The sequence below is a fragment of the Bacillus sp. PK6-025 genome (genome assembly GCF_056530265.1).
On the sequence record NZ_CP096509.1, the window covers coordinates 2017254 to 2038632 of the forward strand.

A 21379-nucleotide genomic window follows, 5' to 3' on the forward strand; every position below is an offset into this window, starting at 1 on the left:
ATGCCGTGGTTATTTTTGGTGATTTCTGGAATCGAAGAGGTCATTGCCGCCATCGCTATGAAATATGTAGACGGCACAAGAAAAAAATGGCCGATTATTGTCATGGTATTGGGGTTTGCTTTGTCTTTTTTCTGCCTTTCGAAAGCCATGCAGGCACTTTCAGCCGGTGTTGCCTATGCCGTTTGGACCGGGATCGGCAGCATCGGCATTACGGCAGTCAGCTTATTTTGGTTTAAGGAGCGGATTCGCGCTCCGCAGCTCATCTCACTTGGCTTTATTATAATCGGGGTGATCGGCCTGCGCCTTACATCATCTTAAATTTTAATTTATATTGGAGGTTGCTGATATGTTCAATCAGCTTAAATTGCGTCCGCTCGAAAGAGAAGACCTTCCGTTTGTCCACCGTCTTAACAACGATGCGAAGATTATGTCGTATTGGTTTGAAGAACCGTATGAGACTTTTGTTGAGCTGCAGGATTTGTTTGACAAACACATTCATGACCAAAGCGAACGGCGCTTTATCATAGAGAAAGAGACTGAGATGATCGGATTGGTTGAGCTGGTCGAAATTGATTATATTCACAGAAGGGCGGAGTTTCAAATCATCATTGATCCAGAGCATCAAGGGAACGGGTATTCGTCAAGCGCAACGTATTTGGCGATGAACTACGCGTTTTCCGTTTTGAATTTGCACAAATTGTATTTGATCGTCGACGAAGATAATGCAAAAGCGATTCACTTGTATAAAAAGGCAGGGTTCACAATCGAGAGCGAGCTGCAGGATGAGTTTTTCGTTGACGGCTATTATCGTAACGCTATTAGAATGTGCATTTTTCAGGATGAATTTTTATCACTTAAAAAAAGCAAAAAGGAAGGCATGCAAGGATAAACAAAAGAGATGGCGCCGCCATCTCCCGCATGTTTTTTAATTTTTCACACCTAATCGATCTTTGGCTTTGTTGGGAATATCGTCTTTTTCAACCTCTTCCCACGATTTCACGCCTTTATTTTCAGAATAGAAAAGCCGTAAAAACGCGCCTGTACGAAGGTTTTTATCAGCTGTGAATTCCATTGTTTTTTCTTGACCGTCCTCATCAAAACCGGCCAGTTCATATTTGAAGACGGAGTATTCCTCGCCGTCGTCAAACTTCGACGTGTCTTCCTTCCCGTTTCCGGTAATGTGAACATAATATTCGTCTGTTCCCACACGGTTTAAGTTACATCCGCTTAATAATGCGGTAAATATGATCATCAGGCTGATCCATACGATATGCTTTTTCACAATTTCACCTCATTTATCATTCTAAGATTCATTGTCTGATAAAAAAATCGAATAACGTGACATGAACATTACACTTTTTGTAAGGATCGTTCGGCACACTCATCTTGACACGGGAGATTAAATTTCAATATCCTTTTTATTCAATAAAGTTTATAATATGGAAAAAGGGAGGGGCGCCAATGAAAAAAATTTTATTTTTGATGTTGTTTTCAATCATGATGGCCTGCAGTTTTCATATTCACCCTGCTGATGCCGCGGTTACAAAAGATGAGAAAAAGACGACCATGACAATGAGTGAAGATCAAGTGGGATTTTTTATGGCGGACAGCACCAATGTAAATTACTACCCGACATGGCTGTATTATAAGTTTACGATTTTTAATGCAGAAGGCTGTACACTCAACATCAAGCTGCAGAGAATCACGTTAACAGGACATGCGATCACTTTAAGCGAGAAAGAATTTACTGGAAATCATCTTCATTTAAGTGCTGCAGATAAAGTGAGCGGGACGCCGCACCGCAATCATTTCCTGGATATCACAAAAGTGTCAGGCTGCGGAGATGTTGGAATTACAGGCTTTTACGGCTTTGAGCATGAAATGCCGGACTACTCATCATAAAGAAAGCCCAGCAGAGGAGAGTCCTTTTTTCATATTAGGGCTAACATATCGGGAGAAAAAAATGAAAAAACAAACGCTGCTTTTATTGAGAGGCGCCATCCTCTTGCTCCTATGTTGTGCGGCTGGTTTTGCTCTTTATCAGCATATTGCCGGAGGCCGGAATGAACAGGCAGGCACTGCCCTTCATCAGCAGGCATTACATTTTAAATTATCGACTTTAGAGGGCGGTGACATCGAACTGAAAAAATTACGGGGAAAGGCGGTGGTTGTCAACTTTTGGGGGACTTTTTGTACACCGTGCAAAGAGGAGATGCCGGTCATGCAAAAAGCTTATGACCGTTTTAAAGGAGACGGTTTTGAAATCATCGCTGTCAATGTGCGTGAATCGAAAGGTGCGGTAAAGAGCTTTGTCGACCGCCATGGCTTAACTTTTCCGGTCGCTTTGGATCAATCGGCTGAAGCTTACCGTTCTTGGGAAATTTATTATTTGCCTACAAGTATATTCATTAATCGGGAAGGAAGACCAGAGCGGATGTATGTCGGAGGAATGTCTGAGCGGCAAGTTGATATGTGGATTGAAGATCTTCTTAGCGGTTCATAGAAACTCATTTAAAAGGCATAGACAAACACCTATTGTTCTTATCGTTCATAAGGTAGCTCATGAGAGGAGCGATCTTATGTTTTTTCATATTAAAGAACTGCAGTATCATGCAAAGCCTGAAAAACCCGATCCATTATTTGCGAAGAAGCTGCAGGAAATACTGGGAGGACAGTTCGGCGAAATATCAGTAGCTCTGCAATATCTTTTTCAAGGCTGGAGTGTCAGAGGAAACGGCAAGTACAAAGATCTGCTGATGGATACAGGAGCTGAAGAGCTCGCCCATATCGAGATGCTGGCGACGATGATCGCAAGGCTTTTGGACGGTGCGCCGGTCGGCGATCTTGAAAAAGCGGCAAAAGATCCGGTGCTCGGTGCCATTCTCGGAGGGATGAATCCGCAGCATGCCATCGTATCAGGATTAGGGGCAATGCCGGCCGACAGTGTGGGAAACCGCTGGACCGCCGATTATATTATTGCAAGCGGAAATTTGCTTGCCGACTTTCGAGCAAATTTAAACGCGGAATCACAGGGACGCCTGCAGGCTGTCCGCCTTTATGAAGAGACGACGGACCGCGGTGTCAAAGATATGCTGTCCTGGCTGATTGCAAGGGATACGATGCATCAAAACCAGTGGCTTGCGGCCATTAAAGAACTGGAAGCGAAAGAAAATGTCGTCGTCCCAAGCACGTTTCCGCGCCATCTGGAAAAAAGGGAAGTCTCCCATGTATTATTTAATTTTTCAAGAGGCAACGAGAGCGCTACAGGCAGATGGGCGAAGGGACCGAGCATGGATGGGGAAGGCGTTTTTCAGTATGTTGAACATCCTCAGCCCCTTGCGAAAAAACCGGTGCTAAAACCTGCGCCTGCATATATTCATGATACGCCGCCATCGGTTATTCAACATCCCCGGGATGACATACTGCCTCCGAATCTTTATTGATCAGCTTCTATTTGCATGATCATATTTCGGGCTTGCAGCGAATAGCCATAGTGAAGAATGGTATTTAAAGGGAGGCGCAAGCTTGAAAACTTATAAGGAGACGGCCGTTTTTGAACATAAATTTTGGCTTCAAGTTTTGGGTGATCATGCGCGTTTTATTTTGGATTCTTTGGCTGAAAGGGAAAAAGAAGATATTCAAAAGGCGAAGCAGTTCAAGCAGACGTTTGATGTTTTGCTGAAAAAAGTGAATGCTTCGCCTGATTTGTATTCATTAACGCTTGAAGCTGAAGAATATGCCCTTCAATTCAGGAAATTTAAACTCTCCATCATTAAAAGGCACCTGACAGGCGATATTAAAATTCACCTTCCTCCGACTTTTATTAACCATATGGTAAATGAACTGGAGGAGTACTTGCTTGTGCTAAAATACTTAAAAAAACGGGAAGTGCCGCCTGTTTTCCACGAGTTGCACCACCATATGCTGTGGCTGATGGATGCCGCCGGACATGCTGGAGCAATTGCCGATGACCTGGATGCGGTGGAAAAACGGTTGAAAGAGAAGAGCAGGGAGTTTGTCAAACACTTTGAACAGTTCTATATTAAATCCGTTGAATTGACGGGGTATCTCAGAGCGAATGTTGAATCTTTTCCCGCTCTCAGAAGGATGAATAAAGACGTGAAGCTTGAGATTGAGCTGTTTCGTACCTTTTTGAAAGAAGTGGAGGAGCTGGAGCTTACAGATCAGATGCTCGGTACGTTCTCCGCGCTGATGGCAGACCACATGATGAGGGAAGAATGCTATTATTTAATGAAAATCGCCGAATCGACAAATACGCAAAAACCTGCGTGCGACCCTGCGAAACCGAGGCTGCTTGAAAAGTAATGCCGGCGGTTTTGCTATTTTTTTTGATGAAGCCGCGAATCGATCTTGGCACCTGCGGTTTGCATAGCCTTTTTCATGCGATTATAATTCAGAATATATAGATAATCTAAAAACTGTTTGGAGGGCCTTTCTTGCATGTCAGAAAATTAACAGCTTTAGATGCAGAAAACTATCTGAAGCTTTGTGAAACGATCGATAACGAAAGCTTCAGGCACAACGTCAAATCAAACAGATCCAATCCGGCGTGTGTGAAGTTTTTGTTTGTGCGGCTGATGACGGAAGCTTAGTCGGATATGTTGCAGCAGTCAGAGGACAGGTTCAGAGAACACGCCACCGTGCCCATATCATCATCGGCATACGCCAAACATATATTGGACAAGGTATTGGAGTAAAGCTGTTTCAGGCATTGGAAAAATGGGCCTGTGAAGAAAAGCTTCACAGACTTGAGCTGACTGTCATGACCCATCATACAGCCGCCGTGCGTTTATACAAAAAAATGGGTTTTATCATTGAAGGCACTAAAAAGCACGCTTTGAAAGTAAAAGGACAATATGTTGATGAATATGTCATGTCCAAATTAATCAACGAATAGCAAATGGAGGTTTCAAATGAAAGACGGGTGCCATCAGGCCATCGCGGCTGTCAGCTACTACAAAACAGAACGGACGATTGATTTTAACCGGCAAACCTATACAAAAAAGCATAATCAAATGTACCTGTACAACGATAAAATTTTAACTGCAAGCCGCCAGTATCGCCTTGAGCACGTCCACGATGTATCATACAGACCTTTTTCCGAGGCCGGTTTGCTTTACCTCCATACGAACCAGGGGGTATTTGCTTATGAAGTGGATGCGGACCCCGGGTATTTCATAGAGGCTTTTAAAAAACAGAAAAATCCAATTAAATAAATTACAATATATATGAAGTTTTTAGCAGTAAATGCTAGAATGAATGTTGGGAATTTTGCAAGGAAAGGAACATACGGCTACCGGCCTGTTAGGGCGATTGACCTTGTTGACTTACCGGGCTAATGTCACTTGGCGGTGTTTATATGTCACTGCTATGCTTGATGAAAGAACGTCCGCTTAGGCTGCAAGTGTATGTTTGAGCAAAAGATTTTAAGCGTCTTTTTCCAATTTTCTTTAACATAACGAGTCCTTGACGTTCCCAGTATATCTCAATACATAGATGGTTAACTTAATTAGAGAAGTAGAGAGGACAGGACAGCTTAATGAAAAAGAAGACACAGAATACGGTTCAAAAGATCGTAGAAGCCGGATATCATCTGTTCGCCCAAAATGGATATTCGGCAACCTCTGTAGATGAAATTATGAAAGAAGCCGGATTTTCTAAAGCTACGTTTTATTTGTATTTCAAGTCAAAGGAGATGCTGTTTCTCCATATTATGAATGAGCAAATGGAAGATCGCTTTCAAACCAGCATGAATTGTTTTCGAAAAAAGACGCTGAGGGGATTGCTCGCAGGGATTGAACACTTGATTCAAACATCAAATAAAGAGCATTCGACAGCTTTGTTTTTGGAATTTATGGCAAATAGTCATAGATATCCTGAGATTCAAAGAAAAGTAGCCCTTCTGTATGAGCAGTGGAGAGAGTTTTTTGTCGAACTGATCGAGCAGCTTCAGGAAGAAGGCATCGTTCAAAAACAGCTCAATCCGAAGGTGATGGCCACCACGCTGATTGCAATCTTTAACGGATACAACCATCAACACCACGCGGATCCCTCGATTAATAAACAGGAACAGCTTCAGTCCATTATTTTCTTGCTGAATCCGAAGCTGCATCTCCAGATAAAAGACAAACTATTTCATGTATGACAAGACTTCTGAAACAGCCGGCGCTGCCGACCTTGAGTCGGCGGTTTTTTGTGTTAGATCCGAATCCTGCTTGGTCAATGGTACGCCCAAATCAACTGCACCCGTTTAACAATTCTGTCTCATCGGTTTTAACTCGTAATAATAATAACCCGTTTTAAACCCGTTTTAAAAAGTTGACAACAGCAAATCGTTATTATACAATTATCTCGAATTCGAGATAATTAAAAAGGATGAATACCGTGGGCAGTCAGGAAATGGAGAGATACGAAGAGGAGTTGTCTTTAAAGGCATTTATTGTGTTGTCTCGTGCACTGCAATCGATTAAAAAGCGTGTGGAAGAGGATATTAAATGTTTAGGACTAAACCCAACTGAGTTTGCTGTTCTAGAATTAGTCTATAGTAAAGGCGATCAGCCGATCCAAAAAATAGGCGAAAAAGTATTAATCGCAAGCAGCAGCATTACCTATGTTGTAGATAAGTTGGAGAAGAAAAAGTTAATAGAGAGAAGGCCTTGTCCTAAAGATCGCCGTATAACATACGCTGCTTTAACGAATGAAGGAACTGCACTGATGAACAATCTTTTTCCAAAACATAAAACAGCTATGAAAGGCATTTTCGGCGGCTTAGACATAAAAGAAAAAGAAGTTCTAATTGAAAAGTTAAAAAAACTTGGCTTCCATGCCCAAAGCATGTAAATTTTTTTATGACAATATCTCGAATTCGAAATATACAAATTCATGATAATGAGAAATAAATATTGAACTGGGTATTCTATTTCTGTACATGAGCTTCATGACATAACAAGATCCTGGGCTCATCGGCAGTCATCATCGTTTTGGGTGACAAAAAGGCTTTTCATCAAGCAACAGAAATCTACGGAGGTTGAAAACTGCCCGGAGTCCTATAAAGAAAAAGGCAGGGATGCTTGTCCATTGATTTTGATCTTTTAAAGAAGGAAAAAATAAAAAGCAGAAAAACCACGGGGATTTAGAAAACCTGTAAATGAATTTGTAACGTATTTCTCATCATAAAGCTATGTTTCATGAAAGAGGAGTGAAGTGGAATGAAAAAGAAAACAAGCGGAATCCATCACATTACAGCGATTGTCGGCCATCCGCAAGAGAACGTGGATTTTTACGCTGGCGTTCTTGGTTTACGTTTAGTGAAAAAAAACCGTTAATTTTGATGATCCGGGAACATACCACCTCTATTTTGGCAATGAAGGCGGGAAACCGGGAACGATTATTACATTCTTTCCTTGGGCAGGTGCCCGTCGAGGAGTCATTGGAGATGGTCAAGTGGGAGTGACTTCTTACGTCGTTCCTAAAGGCGCAATGGCTTTTTGGGAAAACAGATTAGCAAAATTCAATGTGCCTTATACAAAAATGAACCGTTTTGGAGAGGAATACTTGGAGTTCGATGATCCTCATGGTCTTCATCTGGAAATTGTCGAAAGAGAACAAGGGGAAAAGAACAGCTGGAAAGTAGGGGAAATAACACCGGACAATGCAATCAAAGGATTTGGCGGAGCAACACTGTTATCCAAACAACCCGAAAAAACGGCTGAATTATTAGAAAAGGTCATGGGACTTGAAAAAGTCGGAGAAGAAGGAGATTTTGTACGTTTTCGTTCTGCTGGTGACATAGGAAATATAATTGATTTGAAGCTAACAACTATAGGAAGCGGACAAATGGGGACGGGTACAGTTCACCATATTGCCTGGAGAGCCATTGATGACAATGATCAATTGGAATGGCAAAAATATGTTGCGGAAAACGGATACCGTGTTACACCTGTGCAAGACAGAAATTATTTTAACGCGATTTATTTCAGAGAACACGGGGAAATCTTATTTGAAATTGCAACAGATCCACCAGGATTCGCCCATGATGAATCGTATGAAACAATGGGAGAACAGTTAATGCTGCCGGCCCAGTATGAACACTACAGAGAGCAGTTAGAAAGAAGATTAATTCCTGTAACAGTGAAGGCGCTGGATTAATTTTTGTAAGGAAGTGATTCGATGCTGTCCATTGATCCCAATACAAAAACAGAAAGAGAGAACTACAAGTTTTTAATCGGGAGTATTATACCGAGACCTGTTGCATTTGTTACAAGTTTATCAGAGGAGGGCGTCTTAAACGGAGCTCCTTTTAGCTACTTTAATATTGTATCTTCAAATCCTCCGATGATCTCCCTTTCTATTCAACGTTTTGAAGGGAGCCAAAAGGATACAGCGAGAAACATTTTGAACAGCAAAGAATTTGTGGTCCATATCGTTGATGAACAAAACGTTGAAAAAATGAATTTAACGGCCGCCAGCCTACCACCAAGTCAAAGTGAAGTTCAGTTAGCGGAGTTAACCCCCGTTGAAAGTATGAAAGTCTCGGTGCCGGGCGTGATAGAAGCAAAAGTGCGTATGGAATGTGTTCTGGAGTATTCATTAGAGTTGGGAGATAAGCACTCTGACGGATGCGATTTTATGATAGGCAGAGTCGTTCAATATCATATCGAAAGCGGCATCTATGAAAATGGAAAAATCGATCCAAGAGGCCTCGGCGCCATCAGTCGTTTAGCCGGGCATGATTACGCAAAGATTGGCGAAATCTTCACCAGAAAAAGACCGAAGTAATATAACCATCCATAATATCTCGAAATTGAGATTTATTAAATTGAAATGTTTTAAGTTTATTCTAGCAAGGAATAATAATGGCAGCGAAACACTTCAAGGGGGTGGTTCTTAAAAGGTTTGCCGAAAAGAAAACAAAAAAGCAGGTGTGAAAACATGGGATTTTTAGACAAACTATTTAGAAAATCAAAGGAGCTGGATCATATGTCAAATGTAAAATTAGCTGTAGTTTTTTATAGTATGGGCGGAACAAACTATCAATTAGCCAAATGGGCTGCAGAAGGTGCAGAAGAAGCCGGTGCTGAAGTCAGAGTTTTAAAAGTACAAGAATTGGCTCCGCAATCAGCCATTGAGGGAAATGAAGTGTGGAAATCCACTGTTGATGCAACAAAGGACATTCCAGTCGTATCCTCAGAAGATATAGAGTGGGCAGATGCTATTATATTCAGTACACCAACACGCTTTGGCAATATGGCATCCCAAATGAAACAGTTTCTTGATACACAAGGCGGACTTTGGGCAAACGGAAAGACAGTAAATAAGGTTGTAAGCGCAATGTCCTCCGCTCAAAATCCACATGGTGGTCAAGAAGCAACAATCTTGTCCTTATATACTTCAATGATGCACTGGGGAGCTATTATTGCTTCTCCGGGATACACTGATCCTGTCCTCTTCGGGGCTGGCGGAAATCCATATGGAACGAGTGTTACAGTCGATCAAAACGGGAAGATGATTGAAGACGTGGAAGCTGCAGTGAAACATCAAGCTAAACGCACAGTGACTGTAGCTGAATGGGTTAAAAAGGGCAATCAACAATAATTGAAATTTAATATTTTTAAAAGAGCCAATCATTTGGCTCTTTTTTTAGTATGTGCCCAGCTGATAGTTGGTTCGGCATGCCGCTTCGTCTTCATTTGACTGCGAACACGCCATGATATACGCGGCATAAAGAGTAAGTTATCCGACATATCCTTTAACGATGCCATTGATTTCGCAATTGCAATGATAAAATTTTTTCTATTACATTTTAAAAAAATGAAACTTTAAGTTCATATGAACGTAAACATAAGTGAAATGATTTTATTTAGTCATACGATCAATCAACAAATGCAAAAGGGGTGAAACAAAAGTGAAAGTCATGATTGGTTCGATCATATTGCTATCCATTATAGGGTTTGGCGTATGGCTTATGTTAAGCCCGCTTTTTAAAAAAGTCGGAAGCGGGGCGAGCAAAATAAAGAAAACGCTGGAGGATGACAAAGATGAATGAAAAACAACCAAAGAAGAATAAAAACAAAACGCTGCTCGGCGGAATCATTGTCGCTGTTGCTTTAATTATCGGAGGATTCACAGCTTCCTTGTTCATCGAGAAAATTCCGAACGGATATGTCGGCGTCGTTTATTCTCCGAATGGCGGGGTGAAATCGGAAACGCTTGATCAAGGCTGGCATTTAGTCGGACTGTTTGACAAAGTCACAAGATATCCGGTGCGGATGCAGACTGTAAACAATCAGGATATTCAAGTGGCTACTTCTGACGGCAAAAACATCTCAATGGACATCGCCTACAACTATGTCGTTCAGCCTGATAAAGTCGTAGAATTGTTTAATAAATTCGGAGCGGTCGATATTGAATCAATCGAAAACAGCTACTTGAAAACAAGGCTGTGGGACGCTGCAAGAAAGTCGATTTCCAAATACTCCGTCATTGATACATACGGACAAAAATCATCTGATGCCGCCGCAGAAATCCAAAAAACATTTGCAGATGATATGAAGGGGCTCGGCTTTGTCATTGACGATTTAACACTCGGTGTGCCAAAGCCTGATAAAGCGACCCAGGAAGCGATTGACGCGCGCGTGAAGTCTTCGCAGGAACTGGAAAGAACGCAGACAGAGCTGAAGATCGCCGAAGCGGAAGCGAAAAAGAAAAAGATCGAAGCCCAAGGTATTGCCGAGTATAATGAAATTATTAAAAAATCGATGTCAGATGAAATGATCAAGTATCAATGGATCCAAAAATGGGACGGAAAAATGCCTAAAGCGACAGGATCGAATTCCCTGATCCAGATTCCGACTGATGAGAAAGGAAAATAAAACGAAAAAATCCCTTGCTAAGGGATTTTTTTCGTCTCGGTCGCCCGTATATAATAGTGTTAACAATCGCTTCTGGACAGGGGGGAAGATGATGTTTGCTCCGGATGCCATTCTCCGTACGTGGAGAAGATTCGACGCTTTTCCGATGGAAACGCTGACAAAGGCATGGTTTTATCATCAGGGAGGGGATCAGAAACAGCGGAACGTCTCAATGATGAAGGAACACCACCAAGAGTACGGCATTGCCGGCAATTGCTTTGACCTTTCGATTTGGCTGCTGGACGAGTTTACAAAAGACGGAGTGGAAGCTTTTCCGATCGGCCGTTCGTTCAAAACAGAACGCGCGCATGCCGCAGTCATCGCGCTTGATGAAAGAGGACGGCGCTTTTTATGTGATCTGGGAGATCAATGGCTGCAGCCGATTCTGATCGACTGCGAATGTGAAGATTATACCAGTGAAAAGCTGGACGGTTTTTTCCCGGCAGCACAAATTCAAGTCAAGCCGACAACCGGCGGAGTTAAGGTCCTTTACCATCGGCCGAACGGAAAGGTGTCAACTCAAGTCTACTCTACAGAGCCTGTTGACATGTCCGTTTTTTGGGAGGCAGCTGAATGCTCGCAAGCGGCATTGAAGCCTGCGCCATTACTGGAATGCAGAATTCCGTTTCAACATGAAATCGCGCATTGGGAATTCAGCGGCTGGGACATATATCTTAGCACGAGCAAAGGATTATACAGAGAAGCGAAGCCGGACACAATCGAAGGCTGGACTGAGAAAATCCATGATGTCACCGGATACGATAAAAATGTTATCAAGAAAGCGTTGGAGATTTATCAAACCCGCGCATGATCTTAAATCTTGAAAAAAACTCATTTTATACATATCATGTGGAAAGAGGAGAGGATAAGATGAGCCATTATGACCAGCAATACAATGCAATCATTCAAAAAATTATTGAATCAGGGATCTCCGATGAAGAATATCAGGTCCGGACGAAGTGGGATTCAGACGGAACGCCGGCTCATACGCTGAGCATCATGAGCGAAAAAATGCGGTTTGACAATTCGGAAGTGCCGATTTTGACGACGAAGAAGGTGGCGTGGAAAACGGCCATCAAAGAGCTGCTTTGGATCTGGCAGCTGAAATCCAATGATGTTCAAGTTTTGAACGATATGGGGGTTCATATTTGGGATCAATGGCGGCTTGAAGACGGCACAATCGGAGCAGCCTACGGCTATCAATTAGCGAAGAAAAACAGAACGGTTAACGGGCAGAAAGCCGATCAAGTGGATTATTTGCTCCATCAGTTAAAGCATAATCCGTCTTCACGCAGGCATTTGACCATGCTGTGGAATCCCGATGACTTGGACGGCATGGCCTTGACGCCCTGCGTCTATGAGACGCAATGGTATGTGAAAGAAGGAAAGCTCTCTTTGGAAGTAAGAGCGAGAAGCAATGACATGGCGCTTGGCAACCCGTTCAATGTGTTCCAATATAACGTCTTGCAGCGCATGATCGCCCAAGTCCTCGGTTATGAGCTGGGCGAATACATCTTCAATATCGGCGACTGTCACATCTATACCCGTCACATCGATAATTTAAACATTCAGATGAAACGCGAGCAATATGAAGCGCCGAAGCTGTGGATCAACCCGGACATCAAAAACTTTTATGACTTTACAATCGATGATTTTAAATTAATTGACTATAAGCACGGCGACAAGCTGACATTTGAAGTTGCCGTATAAACAGGCGGATTTTCCGCCTGTTTTTTTGTTGTGTGAATGAATCATTTTTAAAAAATACAACGATGAAAAAATTTGCATATCCGGCAGCCGCATGTTTCCTGACGGCTCCCGTGTATACCGTTTAGAGTGGACGCAAAAAGTACATGCAGTTTTTCACGGGTATGCCCCGAGCATTTAACTTACGTTTATTTACACAATCTAAACGTCTTTTTCACAAAGAGCCCGAAAAGCAAAAACAATTCTCTCTTAATCTGTTAGTGACACCAGCATATACAAGAGGAGGTTGTTTTTGTCATGATCAAAAAATGGGCGGTTCATCTGCTGTTTTCCGCATTGGTGCTGCTTGGGCTTTCGGGAGGGGCTGCATATTCTTCTCAGCATGCCGAAGGCGTTGCAAGGTATGATGACGTATTGTATTTTCCGGCATCGCGCTATCCTGAAACCGGTGCTCATATAAGCGATGCGATCAAAGCGGGCCATTCAGATGTCTGCACAATTGAAAGATCTGGAGCGGATAAGCGCCGTCAGGAATCATTAAAAGGGATTCCGACTAAGCCGGGCTTTGACCGTGACGAATGGCCGATGGCCATGTGTGAAGAAGGAGGAAAAGGAGCGTCGGTCAGATATGTCAGCTCATCGGATAACCGCGGAGCCGGCTCCTGGGTCGGGAACAGGCTGAGCGATTACGCTGACGGGACGAGAATTTTGTTTATCGTTCGATAAAAGGGAGACAATGAAAAATGTTTCCTCAAGGAAACATTTTTGTTGACAAGAAAACTCGTTTGGGGGATAATGGTAATGTAAGCATATGATCAATCCCTCTGTTTCAGGCTCGCATCCTTCATTCCGTCTGGATGTGGGCCTGTTTTTTCGTGCGAAAAAAAACCGCCGACCGGCGGTTTTGCTGATGAGTCCGTTTTTTAATGAACCGTGCGGAATACGCCAATGACTTTTCCGAGAATCGTCACATTCTGGAGGATGATCGGTTCCATCGTCGGGTTTTCCGGCTGAAGGCGGATATGGGTTTCTTCCTTGAAAAACCGCTTAACAGTCGCTTCGTCGTCTTCGGTCATCGCAACGACGATATCTCCGTTGTTTGCGGTGTTCTGCTGTTTGACTATCACATAATCCTGATCAAGAATTCCGGCATCGATCATGCTTTCGCCCATGATCTCCAGCATAAAGACATGCTCATCCGGCGGCGCCAGGCGGTCTGGAAGCGGAAAGTATTCCTCAATGTTTTCGACTGCGGTAATCGGCGTACCGGCCGTCACCTTTCCGATGACCGGGACATTGACAACCTGGTTTTTCGGAATGTGAATTTCTTCCTCTGTATCGAGAATTTCGATCGCTCTCGGCTTCGTCGGATCCCTTCTGATCAATCCCTTCGTTTCAAGCCTTGCCAAGTGGCCGTGTACCGTTGAACTTGACGCCAGGCCGACCGCTTCTCCGATCTCCCTGACGGAAGGCGGATAGCCTTTGCGTTTCACTTCTTCTTTAATGAAACGCAAAATATCAAGTTGTCTTTTTGATAGCTTCGTCATTTTTTGCACCTCAAAACGTCGATTTTAGCTAGATTATAGCATGTTTTTCCTTTGAGTACAAACATAGGTTCGAAAAAAAACGATTGACAGAAACATTTGTTCGTATGTATACTGAAATCATAAAACCGAACAAACATTCTGGGGTGATGGATATGAAAAGAGAATCATTGATTTTTGTCAGTCTGTTTACTGCTGTGATCAGCTGCTGTATTCTGTTTGTGTCTTTTGCCGGTAAAATCGAAGAAAGAAAGCAATATGTTAAAATAGAAGTGCAGGAAGGCGATACATTGTGGGAGCTGGCCGACCGGATCAAAGGCGGAAAACCCGCTGACAAACAAAAATTCATCGAATGGGTCGCCGATAAAAACAATCTGCCGACCTCCGTTATTAAACCGGGCGATGTTTTGGTCCTGCCGGTAGCCAAACAGCACTCCGATCAATATCAGCTTGCAGTTGTAGAATAAATGATTGAGGGGATTTCCATGAATGCGATTATTTACACCAGGGTAAGCACTGCGAAGGAGCAGCAGGAAACCTCATTAAAACGGCAGGCTGAAGAGCTCCAGTCGCTTGCCGCCGAGCACGGGATGAACGTCGTGAACGTCATTTCCGAACAGGCGAGCGGATATGAGATGGACCGCGACGGCGTCTTCGATCTGCTCGAGGAAATCAAAACATCAGACATTGACGCAGTTTTAATACAGGATGATACGCGACTTGGAAGAGGGAATGCCAAAATTGCCCTTCTTCACTGTTTATATAAAGAAGGCGTTCAAATCTACACGCTGGCTCACCGGGGAAAACTTGAGCTTTCCGAAGCGGATTCGATGGTTTTGGAGATTGTCGGCATTGTCGAAGAATACCAGCGGAAAATACATAACCTGAAAATTAAGCGGGGAATGAAGAAGGCGGTCGAAAACGGCTACCGCCCGGAGAGGAATCTGAAACACCGCAATGAAGGCGGCGGGAGAGAGCGGATCGAAGCGCCTCTTTCAGAAATCGTCAGGCTCAGGGAGAACAAGCTGACGTTTGCGGAGATTGCAGCCGTGTTGAGAGGGTTCGGATACAGCATTTCAAAAGCAACCGTTCACCGCCGCTACCAGGAGTATAAGGACGGCCTTGCAGACTAATCTGTTGTCAAACGAAAGCGGATTTAGTAGTATGATGGATATATACCGAATCAAAGGAGTATCTTATGATTTCTAATGAAAAAATAGCCAGAATTAACGAGCTTGCCAAAAAAGCAAAGAGCGGATCTTTAACAGACGAAGAAAAAGCAGAACAGCAGAAGCTTCGCCAGGAATATCTTCAAGGCGTCCGCGCGTCTATGAAAAACACGTTGAAAACTGTGACGATTGTTGATCCTGAAGGTAATGATGTGACGCCTGAAAAGCTCAAACAGGAAAAAAGAAACCGCCGATTGCATTAATTTGGGGAATACGCCGATATCGTATTCCCTTTTTGTATATACTACAATTTAAAATGAAGGCAAAGATTCGTCATTTTTCACTGCTTTTGAGCTGAAATGGTTGTGAAAACCGATGGGTAGATTTATGATAAGAAAGTAGAGTCCATACAGGAAGGGGATCATAATGAAAACGATTGAATTAAAATCTGTCGCAACAATACGAACACTCTCCATAGACGCGATTGAAAAAGCTAAATCCGGTCACCCCGGCATGCCGATGGGGACTGCTCCGATGGCTTATGCGCTTTGGACAAAAATGATGAATGTCAGCCCTGAAAATCCGAATTGGTTTAACAGGGACCGTTTTGTGCTGTCCGCCGGACACGGATCAATGCTTCTGTACAGCATGCTTCACTTAAGCGGATATGACGTTTCAATTGAAGACCTCAAGAATTTCCGCCAATGGGGAAGCAAAACGCCTGGACATCCGGAATTCGGACATACTCCGGGTGTAGATGCGACGACAGGCCCGCTTGGCCAAGGAATCGGAATGGCTGTCGGAATGGCGCTTGCTGAACGTCACCTTGCGGAAACTTACAACCGTGACGACTATCGCGTCGTTGATCATTATACATACAGCATTTGCGGTGACGGAGACTTGATGGAGGGAATTTCATCGGAAGCGGCTTCGCTTGCGGGACATTTGAAACTCGGCCGTCTCATCGTGCTTTATGATTCAAATGACATTTCGCTTGACGGTGAATTAAACCGCTCATTCTCTGAAAATGTGAAGCAGCGTTTTGAAGCGATGAATTGGGAAGTGCTTTATGTTGAAGACGGCAATAACATTGCCGAGATTACGGCGGCCGTCGAGAAAGCGAAACAAAATGAAAAGCAGCCGACATTAATTGAAGTGAAAACAACGATCGGTTTCGGCTCTCCAAACCGCGCGGGAACATCCGGCGTTCACGGTGCTCCGCTTGGCTCAGAAGAGGCGAAATTAACGAAGGAAGCGTATGAGTGGACATACGAAGAAGATTTTCATGTCCCTTCTGAAGTGTACGAACACTTTAACGAAACAGTGAAAGAAGCGGGCAAGAAAAAAGAGGCGGAATGGAACGAGCTGTTCTCCGCATACAAGAAAGCCCACCCGGAACTTGCCGAAGAGCTTGAACTTGCGATGAAGGGCGAGCTTCCTGAAGGTTGGGATCAGAAAGTACCTGCGTATGAGAAAGGAAGCAGCCTTGCTTCGCGTGCATCCTCAGGGGAAGTATTAAACGGAATCGCACAACAAGTGCCGTTCTTCTTTGGCGGATCCGCTGACTTGGCCGGCTCCAACAAAACGACAATCAAAAACGGCGGAGATTTTTCAGCGAGAGATTACGCCGGCAGAAATATCTGGTTCGGTGTACGTGAATTTGCGATGGGAGCAGCTTTGAACGGAATGGCTCTCCACGGTGGCCTTCGCGTATTCGGCGGAACGTTCTTCGTTTTCTCCGACTATCTGAGACCTGCGATCCGTCTTGCGGCATTAATGGGGCTTCCTGTCACATATGTGTTTACACATGACAGCATTGCCGTCGGAGAAGACGGACCGACTCATGAGCCGATTGAACAGCTGGCATCACTTCGTGCGCTGCCGAACTTGTCCGTCATCAGACCTGCAGACGGAAATGAAACAGCAGCAGCCTGGAAACTGGCGCTTCAATCAAAAAGTCAGCCGACTGCGCTTGTGTTGACACGTCAAAACTTGCCGACAATTGATCAGTCTCCTGAAGCAGCTTATGAAGGCGTTGAAAAAGGTGGATATGTCGTTTCGAAAAGCCAAAACGAAAAACCGGAAGCGATCTTGCTTGCGAGCGGATCTGAAGTTGGCCTTGCGCTTGACGCACAAAGCGAGCTGAAAAAAGAAGGCATTGACGTATCCGTTGTCAGCGTTCCGTCTTGGGATCGTTTCGACAAGCAGCCGGCCGAATATAAAAACGCTGTTCTTCCAACTGATGTGACAAAGCGTCTCGCAATTGAAATGGGATCACCGCTCGGATGGGAGAGATATACCGGCACTGACGGGGACATTCTCGGAATCGACCATTTCGGTGCTTCAGCTCCCGGCGAAACGATCATGAAAGAATACGGTTTTACGCCTGCGAATGTAGTTGACCGGGTGAAAAAACTGTTAAATCGCTAATCGGGCATATGAAAGAGAATGATCTGCGGATCATTCTCTTTTTTTCATTTCGACAAAATTAGTCGCTTCTTTTATCATCATCAGACAATTATTTCTAACCCCCTTTTGTATAATAGAAAGCATATATTCTTCGATACAGGGGGATGAGACAGTGATGGAACGCCATTATTATACGTATTTGATAGAAGAGGAATTTGCCAGCCATTATTTTGGAAGAGAGTCTGTCATGTTCAAGCTGTTTTACGATTATCATTGGACGAGCCCCGATCAAAAGTCTCAATTAGCCGCCAAGCAGATCGAGTTCATTACAAAACCGATTCCCGCAGCCCATATACACAAAAGAATGAAAATGAACCTCTGCCGGGAAGACTATACACAAGTTGACTATGTATACAGATTGATTGTTCCAAAAGGAAGCGCTTCTTTTATTATCAAAGACCGACATATTGAGATTTTGGCGAAGGGTCCATTCGATGCCGAAACGGTATTCTTTGAGGTTTTGCGGAAAGTAAGTCCATGTTTCCTTGCGATGGATTTTAATATGAAACGTTACGGCTGGCTGAACCCTGTGAAAGAAAGAAATTTTGTATAAAAAAAAGAATTTGGACTGTAAATGTTGTATAATAGCGTTTGGTTTAGTACACTTTATACGAGACAACATGAAGGAGGAAATTAAATGGATTTATGGGTTGTCATCCTAGTGGGCGTTTTAGCATTGCTCGCAGGTGTTGCACTCGGATTTTTTATTGCTCGTAAATATATGATGAACTATTTGAAAAAAAATCCGCCAATTAATGAACAAATGCTGCGCATGATGATGATGCAGATGGGTATGAAACCATCCCAGAAGAAAATTAATCAAATGATGAAAGCCATGGAAAATCAAACGAAATAATACGAATGCGATTATGACATAGAAGGAACATGGTTATAAAATAAAAAACCCGCTTCCGGGTTTTTTATTTTGATCTATGATTATTGTGTATGTCCGAGAGATAGTTTTTGGTATTCCAAAAGAAGGATATCCAGCTGCTGGCTGTGCTGAATGGTGATATGTGAAGTCATGCCGTTTGTCATGACGATTTTTAGCAGCTCTTTTCTTTTTTCCTCAATTTCATGAAGCAGATTTTCTTTCATCACAGGAATTTATCCTTTCTTCTGTAAAAATCATCTTTTTGTTGCCTACTAAATGTTATTATATCCATATATAGGTTCCTTTTCAATTCTGAAGGTGATAAGGGTAAATTGTCAAAATTGATTATATAAAGAAATTCGTGAAACCAACATCCTTTTTTGTGATATGTTAGGAAATTGAAATGTAATTGTCATATCAAATGATTTTCTTTCATAGTATTCCAAAAAATAGAAGGGAGAAAGAGATGGCTGATATCAACTATATTCTCGCTTTCGGTGCAGGGTTTCTATCGTTTATTTCGCCATGCTGCCTGCCGCTGTATCCCGCTTTTTTATCATATATTACAGGTGTCAGCATGAGTGAAATCCATTCTGACAGACTTATGTTTCAAAAAAGGAGCCTGATACATACGATCTTTTTCCTGATTGGCTTTTCGATGATCTTTGTGGCTCTCGGCTACAGCACATCGCTTGTCGGGTCCTTTTTTAAGGATTATCATCAGCTCATCAGGCAGCTTGGCGCGGTATTCATCATCTTTTTTGGATTTGTCACACTGGGGGTTTTTAAGCCTGAATTTTTAATGAAAGAAAGGCGCCTCCATTTTAAAAACAGGCCCGGCGGCCTGCTCGGTTCTGTCGGAATCGGAATGGCATTTGCCGCCGGCTGGACGCCCTGCACCGGTCCGATTCTTGCAGCGGTCATCACACTTTCCGGAACGAACCCGATGTCGGCCGTGCCTTATATGGTGCTTTATGCGCTCGGATTCAGCCTGCCGTTTCTGCTCCTGTCTTTTTTCATGACAAAGATGAAATGGCTTCGGAAGCATCAGCTCATCATCATGAAGATCGGCGGAATTGCAATGATTGCAGTCGGAATCCTGCTGTTCTTTGACTGGATGACGAAAATCATTATCGTACTGTCAGGCCTGTTCGGCGATTTCAGAGGCTTTTAGATACCTGGCTAAGGACCGCCTTGGTTTTTTGTTATAATAGGACTTATTCACAGCAAAATTGAATAATGATGTTGGAGGGGAGTATGACAAGGGTTTTAATTGTTGATGATGCAAAATTTATGAGAGATAAAATCAGAGAAATACTTGAAACAGAAGACTTGCAAGTCGCGGGTGAAGCCGGGAACGGGGAAGAAGCTGTTTTGCTTTATCAAGAGCTGCAGCCGGACTTGGTTATCATGGATATTACAATGCCTGTGAAAAACGGGATTGAAGCTTTAAAGGACATGATCCAGCTGAACCCGAAGGTGAAAGTGATCATGTGTACGGCCATGCGGCAAAAGCGAATCGTTGTTGAAGCGATCGAAGCCGGAGCCAAGGACTTTATCGTCAAGCCTTTCGAGGAGACGAAAGTCGTCGAAGCGATTCGCCACGTGCTCGGAAATCCTTGCAGCTGAAAAACCTGAACATGGTTTTTTTCTTCGTTTTGGAGTATAGTAACAAGTAGAGAAATTAGCTTTAGAAAAAGGGATGATATGTATGATGATCGTCGTTTCATCTATACTTGCCGTCGTGATGGCCGTCATTGTCATGGCTGTCAGAATCAAGTCATCTGAAAAACCGGCTACGGCCAAAAAAATTATACTGCCTCCGATTTTTATGAGCACCGGTGCTCTCATGTTTTTATTTCCGATGTTCCACGTGACCGGTGCCGAATTTTTGGAAGCTCTCACAGTGGGCATGATCTTTTCTATTTTCTTAATTAAAACCTCAAAATTTGAAATCCGCGATGATAAAATCTATATTAAACGCTCCAAATCGTTTGTGTTTATTTTAATTGCGCTGCTCGTCATCCGGATCGCGATGAAGAGCATATTAAGCACAACGATCGATTACGGCGCACTGAGCGGAATGTTTTGGATTCTGGCTTTCGGGATGATCGTTCCTTGGCGGATTGCCATGTTTTTATCGTTCAGAAAGCTTTCAAGCCAGATTGAAGCGTCAAATCACATACAGGTCAATTAAAACAAAACCTTTCCTTCTTTCAGGAAAGGTTTTGTTTATTTAAAAAGCTCTTGATAGGAAGAGTGATCAATGTTCTTTTCTTTTAAACGCTTTACGAGGAACTTATGGTCTTTTTTCGGTGTGGCCATAATATAGCCTCTGACGATTAAATCCCGGTCGATTGCGCCTGCTTTTTCCTTTAATGCGAGTTCTCCGATCTTTCCGGCGATTTTCGCTTTTGCTACATCGCGAAACAGTTCGGGTACGGGAGAAACTAATTCTTCAAGCAGTTCTTTTTCTTCTTCATTCCACAAATGCCTTGTCTGTTCAATATAATAATCCTGCCAGTCCAGCTCAGATTTCCCATCTTCTTTAGGCAGCCTTTTTAAAAATTTGCGAAACATGAAAAAACCGCCGATTGACAAGAGGACGATCATGATGACGATCCAAGCGAGCATCAGCCATAAAAACCATCCTTCCAGCATCTCTCATCACTCCTTTGTCTATAA

General features: G+C 43.2%; 31 protein-coding genes and 1 pseudogene. 28 read left to right on the plus strand and 4 right to left on the minus strand.

Features of this window, described 5'->3' with window-relative positions:
* Positions 1 to 318 carry a DMT family transporter gene (locus M1D67_RS10530; RefSeq protein ID WP_020451573.1) on the plus strand — a complete coding sequence of 106 codons (318 nt, stop codon included), beginning with the start codon at positions 1 to 3 and terminating at the stop codon, positions 316 to 318.
* A gap of 28 nt (positions 319 to 346) precedes the next feature.
* A complete protein-coding gene (gene speG / locus M1D67_RS10535) occupies positions 347 to 889 on the plus strand; it encodes a spermidine N1-acetyltransferase (protein ID WP_020451574.1) in 543 nt (180 codons plus the stop codon).
* A 36-nt stretch (positions 890 to 925) separates the two neighbouring features.
* Here the strand turns inward: speG and M1D67_RS10540 are convergent, their stop codons facing one another.
* The gene (locus M1D67_RS10540) at positions 926 to 1252 is read right to left on the minus strand and encodes a YxeA family protein (protein WP_206761302.1); all 327 of its coding nucleotides are present in this window, start codon (positions 1250 to 1252) and stop codon (positions 926 to 928) included.
* A gap of 209 nt (positions 1253 to 1461) precedes the next feature.
* Here M1D67_RS10540 and M1D67_RS10545 point away from each other — a divergent pair, with 209 nt between their 5' ends.
* The 17 genes and pseudogenes from M1D67_RS10545 (at position 1462) to M1D67_RS10625 (ending at position 13364) form a co-directional block, all read left to right on the plus strand.
* Entirely contained in the window at positions 1462 to 1902 is a 441-nt protein-coding gene (locus tag M1D67_RS10545; protein ID WP_026579657.1) for a hypothetical protein, read from the plus strand.
* Between the two features lie 61 nt (positions 1903 to 1963).
* Positions 1964 to 2503, plus strand: coding sequence for a thiol-disulfide oxidoreductase ResA (gene resA, locus M1D67_RS10550; protein WP_105980974.1), 540 nt, complete (start codon positions 1964 to 1966; stop codon positions 2501 to 2503).
* 76 nt (positions 2504 to 2579) lie between these two features.
* The gene (locus M1D67_RS10555) at positions 2580 to 3443 is read left to right on the plus strand and encodes a manganese catalase (RefSeq protein WP_023857602.1); all 864 of its coding nucleotides are present in this window, start codon (positions 2580 to 2582) and stop codon (positions 3441 to 3443) included.
* Positions 3444 to 3525: 82 nt separating this feature from the next.
* Positions 3526 to 4326, plus strand: a complete 801-nt coding sequence (locus M1D67_RS10560; protein ID WP_020451579.1) for a DUF2935 domain-containing protein — start codon at positions 3526 to 3528, stop codon at positions 4324 to 4326.
* Positions 4327 to 4457: 131 nt separating this feature from the next.
* Entirely contained in the window at positions 4458 to 4613 is a 156-nt protein-coding gene (locus M1D67_RS10565) for a hypothetical protein (RefSeq protein WP_458118014.1), read from the plus strand.
* Positions 4571 to 4918 (plus strand): GNAT family N-acetyltransferase, encoded by a 348-nt coding sequence (locus M1D67_RS10570; protein WP_229129055.1) that lies wholly within the window; start codon positions 4571 to 4573, stop codon positions 4916 to 4918. Before M1D67_RS10565 ends, M1D67_RS10570 begins: the two co-directional genes overlap by 43 nt.
* 16 nt (positions 4919 to 4934) lie before the next feature.
* Positions 4935 to 5237 (plus strand): hypothetical protein, encoded by a 303-nt coding sequence (locus M1D67_RS10575; protein ID WP_020451581.1) that lies wholly within the window; start codon positions 4935 to 4937, stop codon positions 5235 to 5237.
* Positions 5238 to 5560: 323 nt separating this feature from the next.
* Positions 5561 to 6166 carry a TetR/AcrR family transcriptional regulator gene (locus tag M1D67_RS10580; protein WP_020451582.1) on the plus strand — a complete coding sequence of 202 codons (606 nt, stop codon included), beginning with the start codon at positions 5561 to 5563 and terminating at the stop codon, positions 6164 to 6166.
* A gap of 239 nt (positions 6167 to 6405) precedes the next feature.
* Positions 6406 to 6861 (plus strand): MarR family winged helix-turn-helix transcriptional regulator, encoded by a 456-nt coding sequence (locus M1D67_RS10585; protein ID WP_020451583.1) that lies wholly within the window; start codon positions 6406 to 6408, stop codon positions 6859 to 6861.
* A 368-nt stretch (positions 6862 to 7229) separates the two neighbouring features.
* A pseudogene (locus tag M1D67_RS10590) lies at positions 7230 to 8169 on the plus strand (ring-cleaving dioxygenase).
* Positions 8170 to 8190: 21 nt separating this feature from the next.
* Complete coding sequence (locus tag M1D67_RS10595; RefSeq protein WP_020451585.1) at positions 8191 to 8799, plus strand: flavin reductase family protein; 609 nt, start codon at positions 8191 to 8193, stop codon at positions 8797 to 8799.
* Between the two features lie 201 nt (positions 8800 to 9000).
* On the plus strand, positions 9001 to 9615 hold the full coding sequence (wrbA, locus tag M1D67_RS10600; protein WP_020451586.1) for an NAD(P)H:quinone oxidoreductase: 615 nt from the start codon (positions 9001 to 9003) through the stop codon (positions 9613 to 9615).
* A gap of 310 nt (positions 9616 to 9925) precedes the next feature.
* Positions 9926 to 10066 (plus strand): hypothetical protein, encoded by a 141-nt coding sequence (locus M1D67_RS10605; RefSeq protein ID WP_023857597.1) that lies wholly within the window; start codon positions 9926 to 9928, stop codon positions 10064 to 10066.
* Positions 10059 to 10892 (plus strand): prohibitin family protein, encoded by an 834-nt coding sequence (locus M1D67_RS10610; protein WP_020451587.1) that lies wholly within the window; start codon positions 10059 to 10061, stop codon positions 10890 to 10892. The genes M1D67_RS10605 and M1D67_RS10610 overlap by 8 nt, the downstream gene beginning before the upstream one ends.
* Before the next feature lie 88 nt (positions 10893 to 10980).
* Complete coding sequence (locus M1D67_RS10615; protein ID WP_025809940.1) at positions 10981 to 11742, plus strand: hypothetical protein; 762 nt, start codon at positions 10981 to 10983, stop codon at positions 11740 to 11742.
* Between the two features lie 59 nt (positions 11743 to 11801).
* A complete protein-coding gene (locus M1D67_RS10620) occupies positions 11802 to 12641 on the plus strand; it encodes a thymidylate synthase (RefSeq protein ID WP_026579651.1) in 840 nt (279 codons plus the stop codon).
* 294 nt (positions 12642 to 12935) lie between these two features.
* The gene (locus M1D67_RS10625; RefSeq protein WP_145685458.1) at positions 12936 to 13364 is read left to right on the plus strand and encodes a NucA/NucB deoxyribonuclease domain-containing protein; all 429 of its coding nucleotides are present in this window, start codon (positions 12936 to 12938) and stop codon (positions 13362 to 13364) included.
* Positions 13365 to 13561: 197 nt separating this feature from the next.
* Here the strand turns inward: M1D67_RS10625 and lexA are convergent, their stop codons facing one another.
* Entirely contained in the window at positions 13562 to 14185 is a 624-nt protein-coding gene (lexA, locus tag M1D67_RS10630; protein ID WP_020451591.1) for a transcriptional repressor LexA, read from the minus strand.
* Between the two features lie 152 nt (positions 14186 to 14337).
* Between lexA and yneA the strand changes: the two genes are divergently transcribed.
* From yneA to M1D67_RS10660, 6 genes are all read left to right on the plus strand, one after another.
* Positions 14338 to 14649 (plus strand): cell division suppressor protein YneA, encoded by a 312-nt coding sequence (gene yneA, locus M1D67_RS10635; RefSeq protein WP_020451592.1) that lies wholly within the window; start codon positions 14338 to 14340, stop codon positions 14647 to 14649.
* A gap of 18 nt (positions 14650 to 14667) precedes the next feature.
* Positions 14668 to 15315, plus strand: a complete 648-nt coding sequence (locus M1D67_RS10640; RefSeq protein ID WP_020451593.1) for a YneB family resolvase-like protein — start codon at positions 14668 to 14670, stop codon at positions 15313 to 15315.
* A 65-nt stretch (positions 15316 to 15380) separates the two neighbouring features.
* Positions 15381 to 15614 carry a DUF896 domain-containing protein gene (locus M1D67_RS10645; RefSeq protein WP_020451594.1) on the plus strand — a complete coding sequence of 78 codons (234 nt, stop codon included), beginning with the start codon at positions 15381 to 15383 and terminating at the stop codon, positions 15612 to 15614.
* A 163-nt stretch (positions 15615 to 15777) separates the two neighbouring features.
* A complete protein-coding gene (gene tkt, locus M1D67_RS10650; protein ID WP_079289398.1) occupies positions 15778 to 17781 on the plus strand; it encodes a transketolase in 2004 nt (667 codons plus the stop codon).
* 154 nt (positions 17782 to 17935) lie between these two features.
* On the plus strand, positions 17936 to 18373 hold the full coding sequence (sirA, locus tag M1D67_RS10655; RefSeq protein ID WP_003182234.1) for a sporulation inhibitor of replication protein SirA: 438 nt from the start codon (positions 17936 to 17938) through the stop codon (positions 18371 to 18373).
* A gap of 84 nt (positions 18374 to 18457) precedes the next feature.
* Complete coding sequence (locus M1D67_RS10660) at positions 18458 to 18676, plus strand: YneF family protein (protein WP_003182236.1); 219 nt, start codon at positions 18458 to 18460, stop codon at positions 18674 to 18676.
* Between the two features lie 80 nt (positions 18677 to 18756).
* Here M1D67_RS10660 and M1D67_RS10665 read toward each other — a convergent pair whose 3' ends face one another.
* On the minus strand, positions 18757 to 18918 hold the full coding sequence (locus M1D67_RS10665) for an aspartyl-phosphate phosphatase Spo0E family protein (RefSeq protein ID WP_020451597.1): 162 nt from the start codon (positions 18916 to 18918) through the stop codon (positions 18757 to 18759).
* Positions 18919 to 19160: 242 nt separating this feature from the next.
* On the opposite strand from M1D67_RS10665, the gene M1D67_RS10670 reads away from it, so the two are divergent.
* The 3 genes from M1D67_RS10670 to M1D67_RS10680 all read left to right on the plus strand — a co-directional run bounded on the left by M1D67_RS10670 (position 19161) and on the right by M1D67_RS10680 (position 20891).
* Positions 19161 to 19868, plus strand: a complete 708-nt coding sequence (locus tag M1D67_RS10670) for a cytochrome c biogenesis protein CcdA (protein WP_479831814.1) — start codon at positions 19161 to 19163, stop codon at positions 19866 to 19868.
* Positions 19869 to 19951: 83 nt separating this feature from the next.
* Positions 19952 to 20323, plus strand: coding sequence for a response regulator (locus tag M1D67_RS10675; RefSeq protein ID WP_020451599.1), 372 nt, complete (start codon positions 19952 to 19954; stop codon positions 20321 to 20323).
* A gap of 73 nt (positions 20324 to 20396) precedes the next feature.
* Positions 20397 to 20891, plus strand: coding sequence for a CcdC family protein (locus M1D67_RS10680; RefSeq protein WP_020451600.1), 495 nt, complete (start codon positions 20397 to 20399; stop codon positions 20889 to 20891).
* 35 nt (positions 20892 to 20926) lie between these two features.
* Here the strand turns inward: M1D67_RS10680 and M1D67_RS10685 are convergent, their stop codons facing one another.
* Positions 20927 to 21355: a DUF2621 family protein gene (locus M1D67_RS10685; RefSeq protein WP_020451601.1), complete on the minus strand. Its 429-nt coding sequence runs from the start codon at positions 21353 to 21355 to the stop codon at positions 20927 to 20929.
* Between the last annotated feature and the right edge of the window lie 24 nt (positions 21356 to 21379).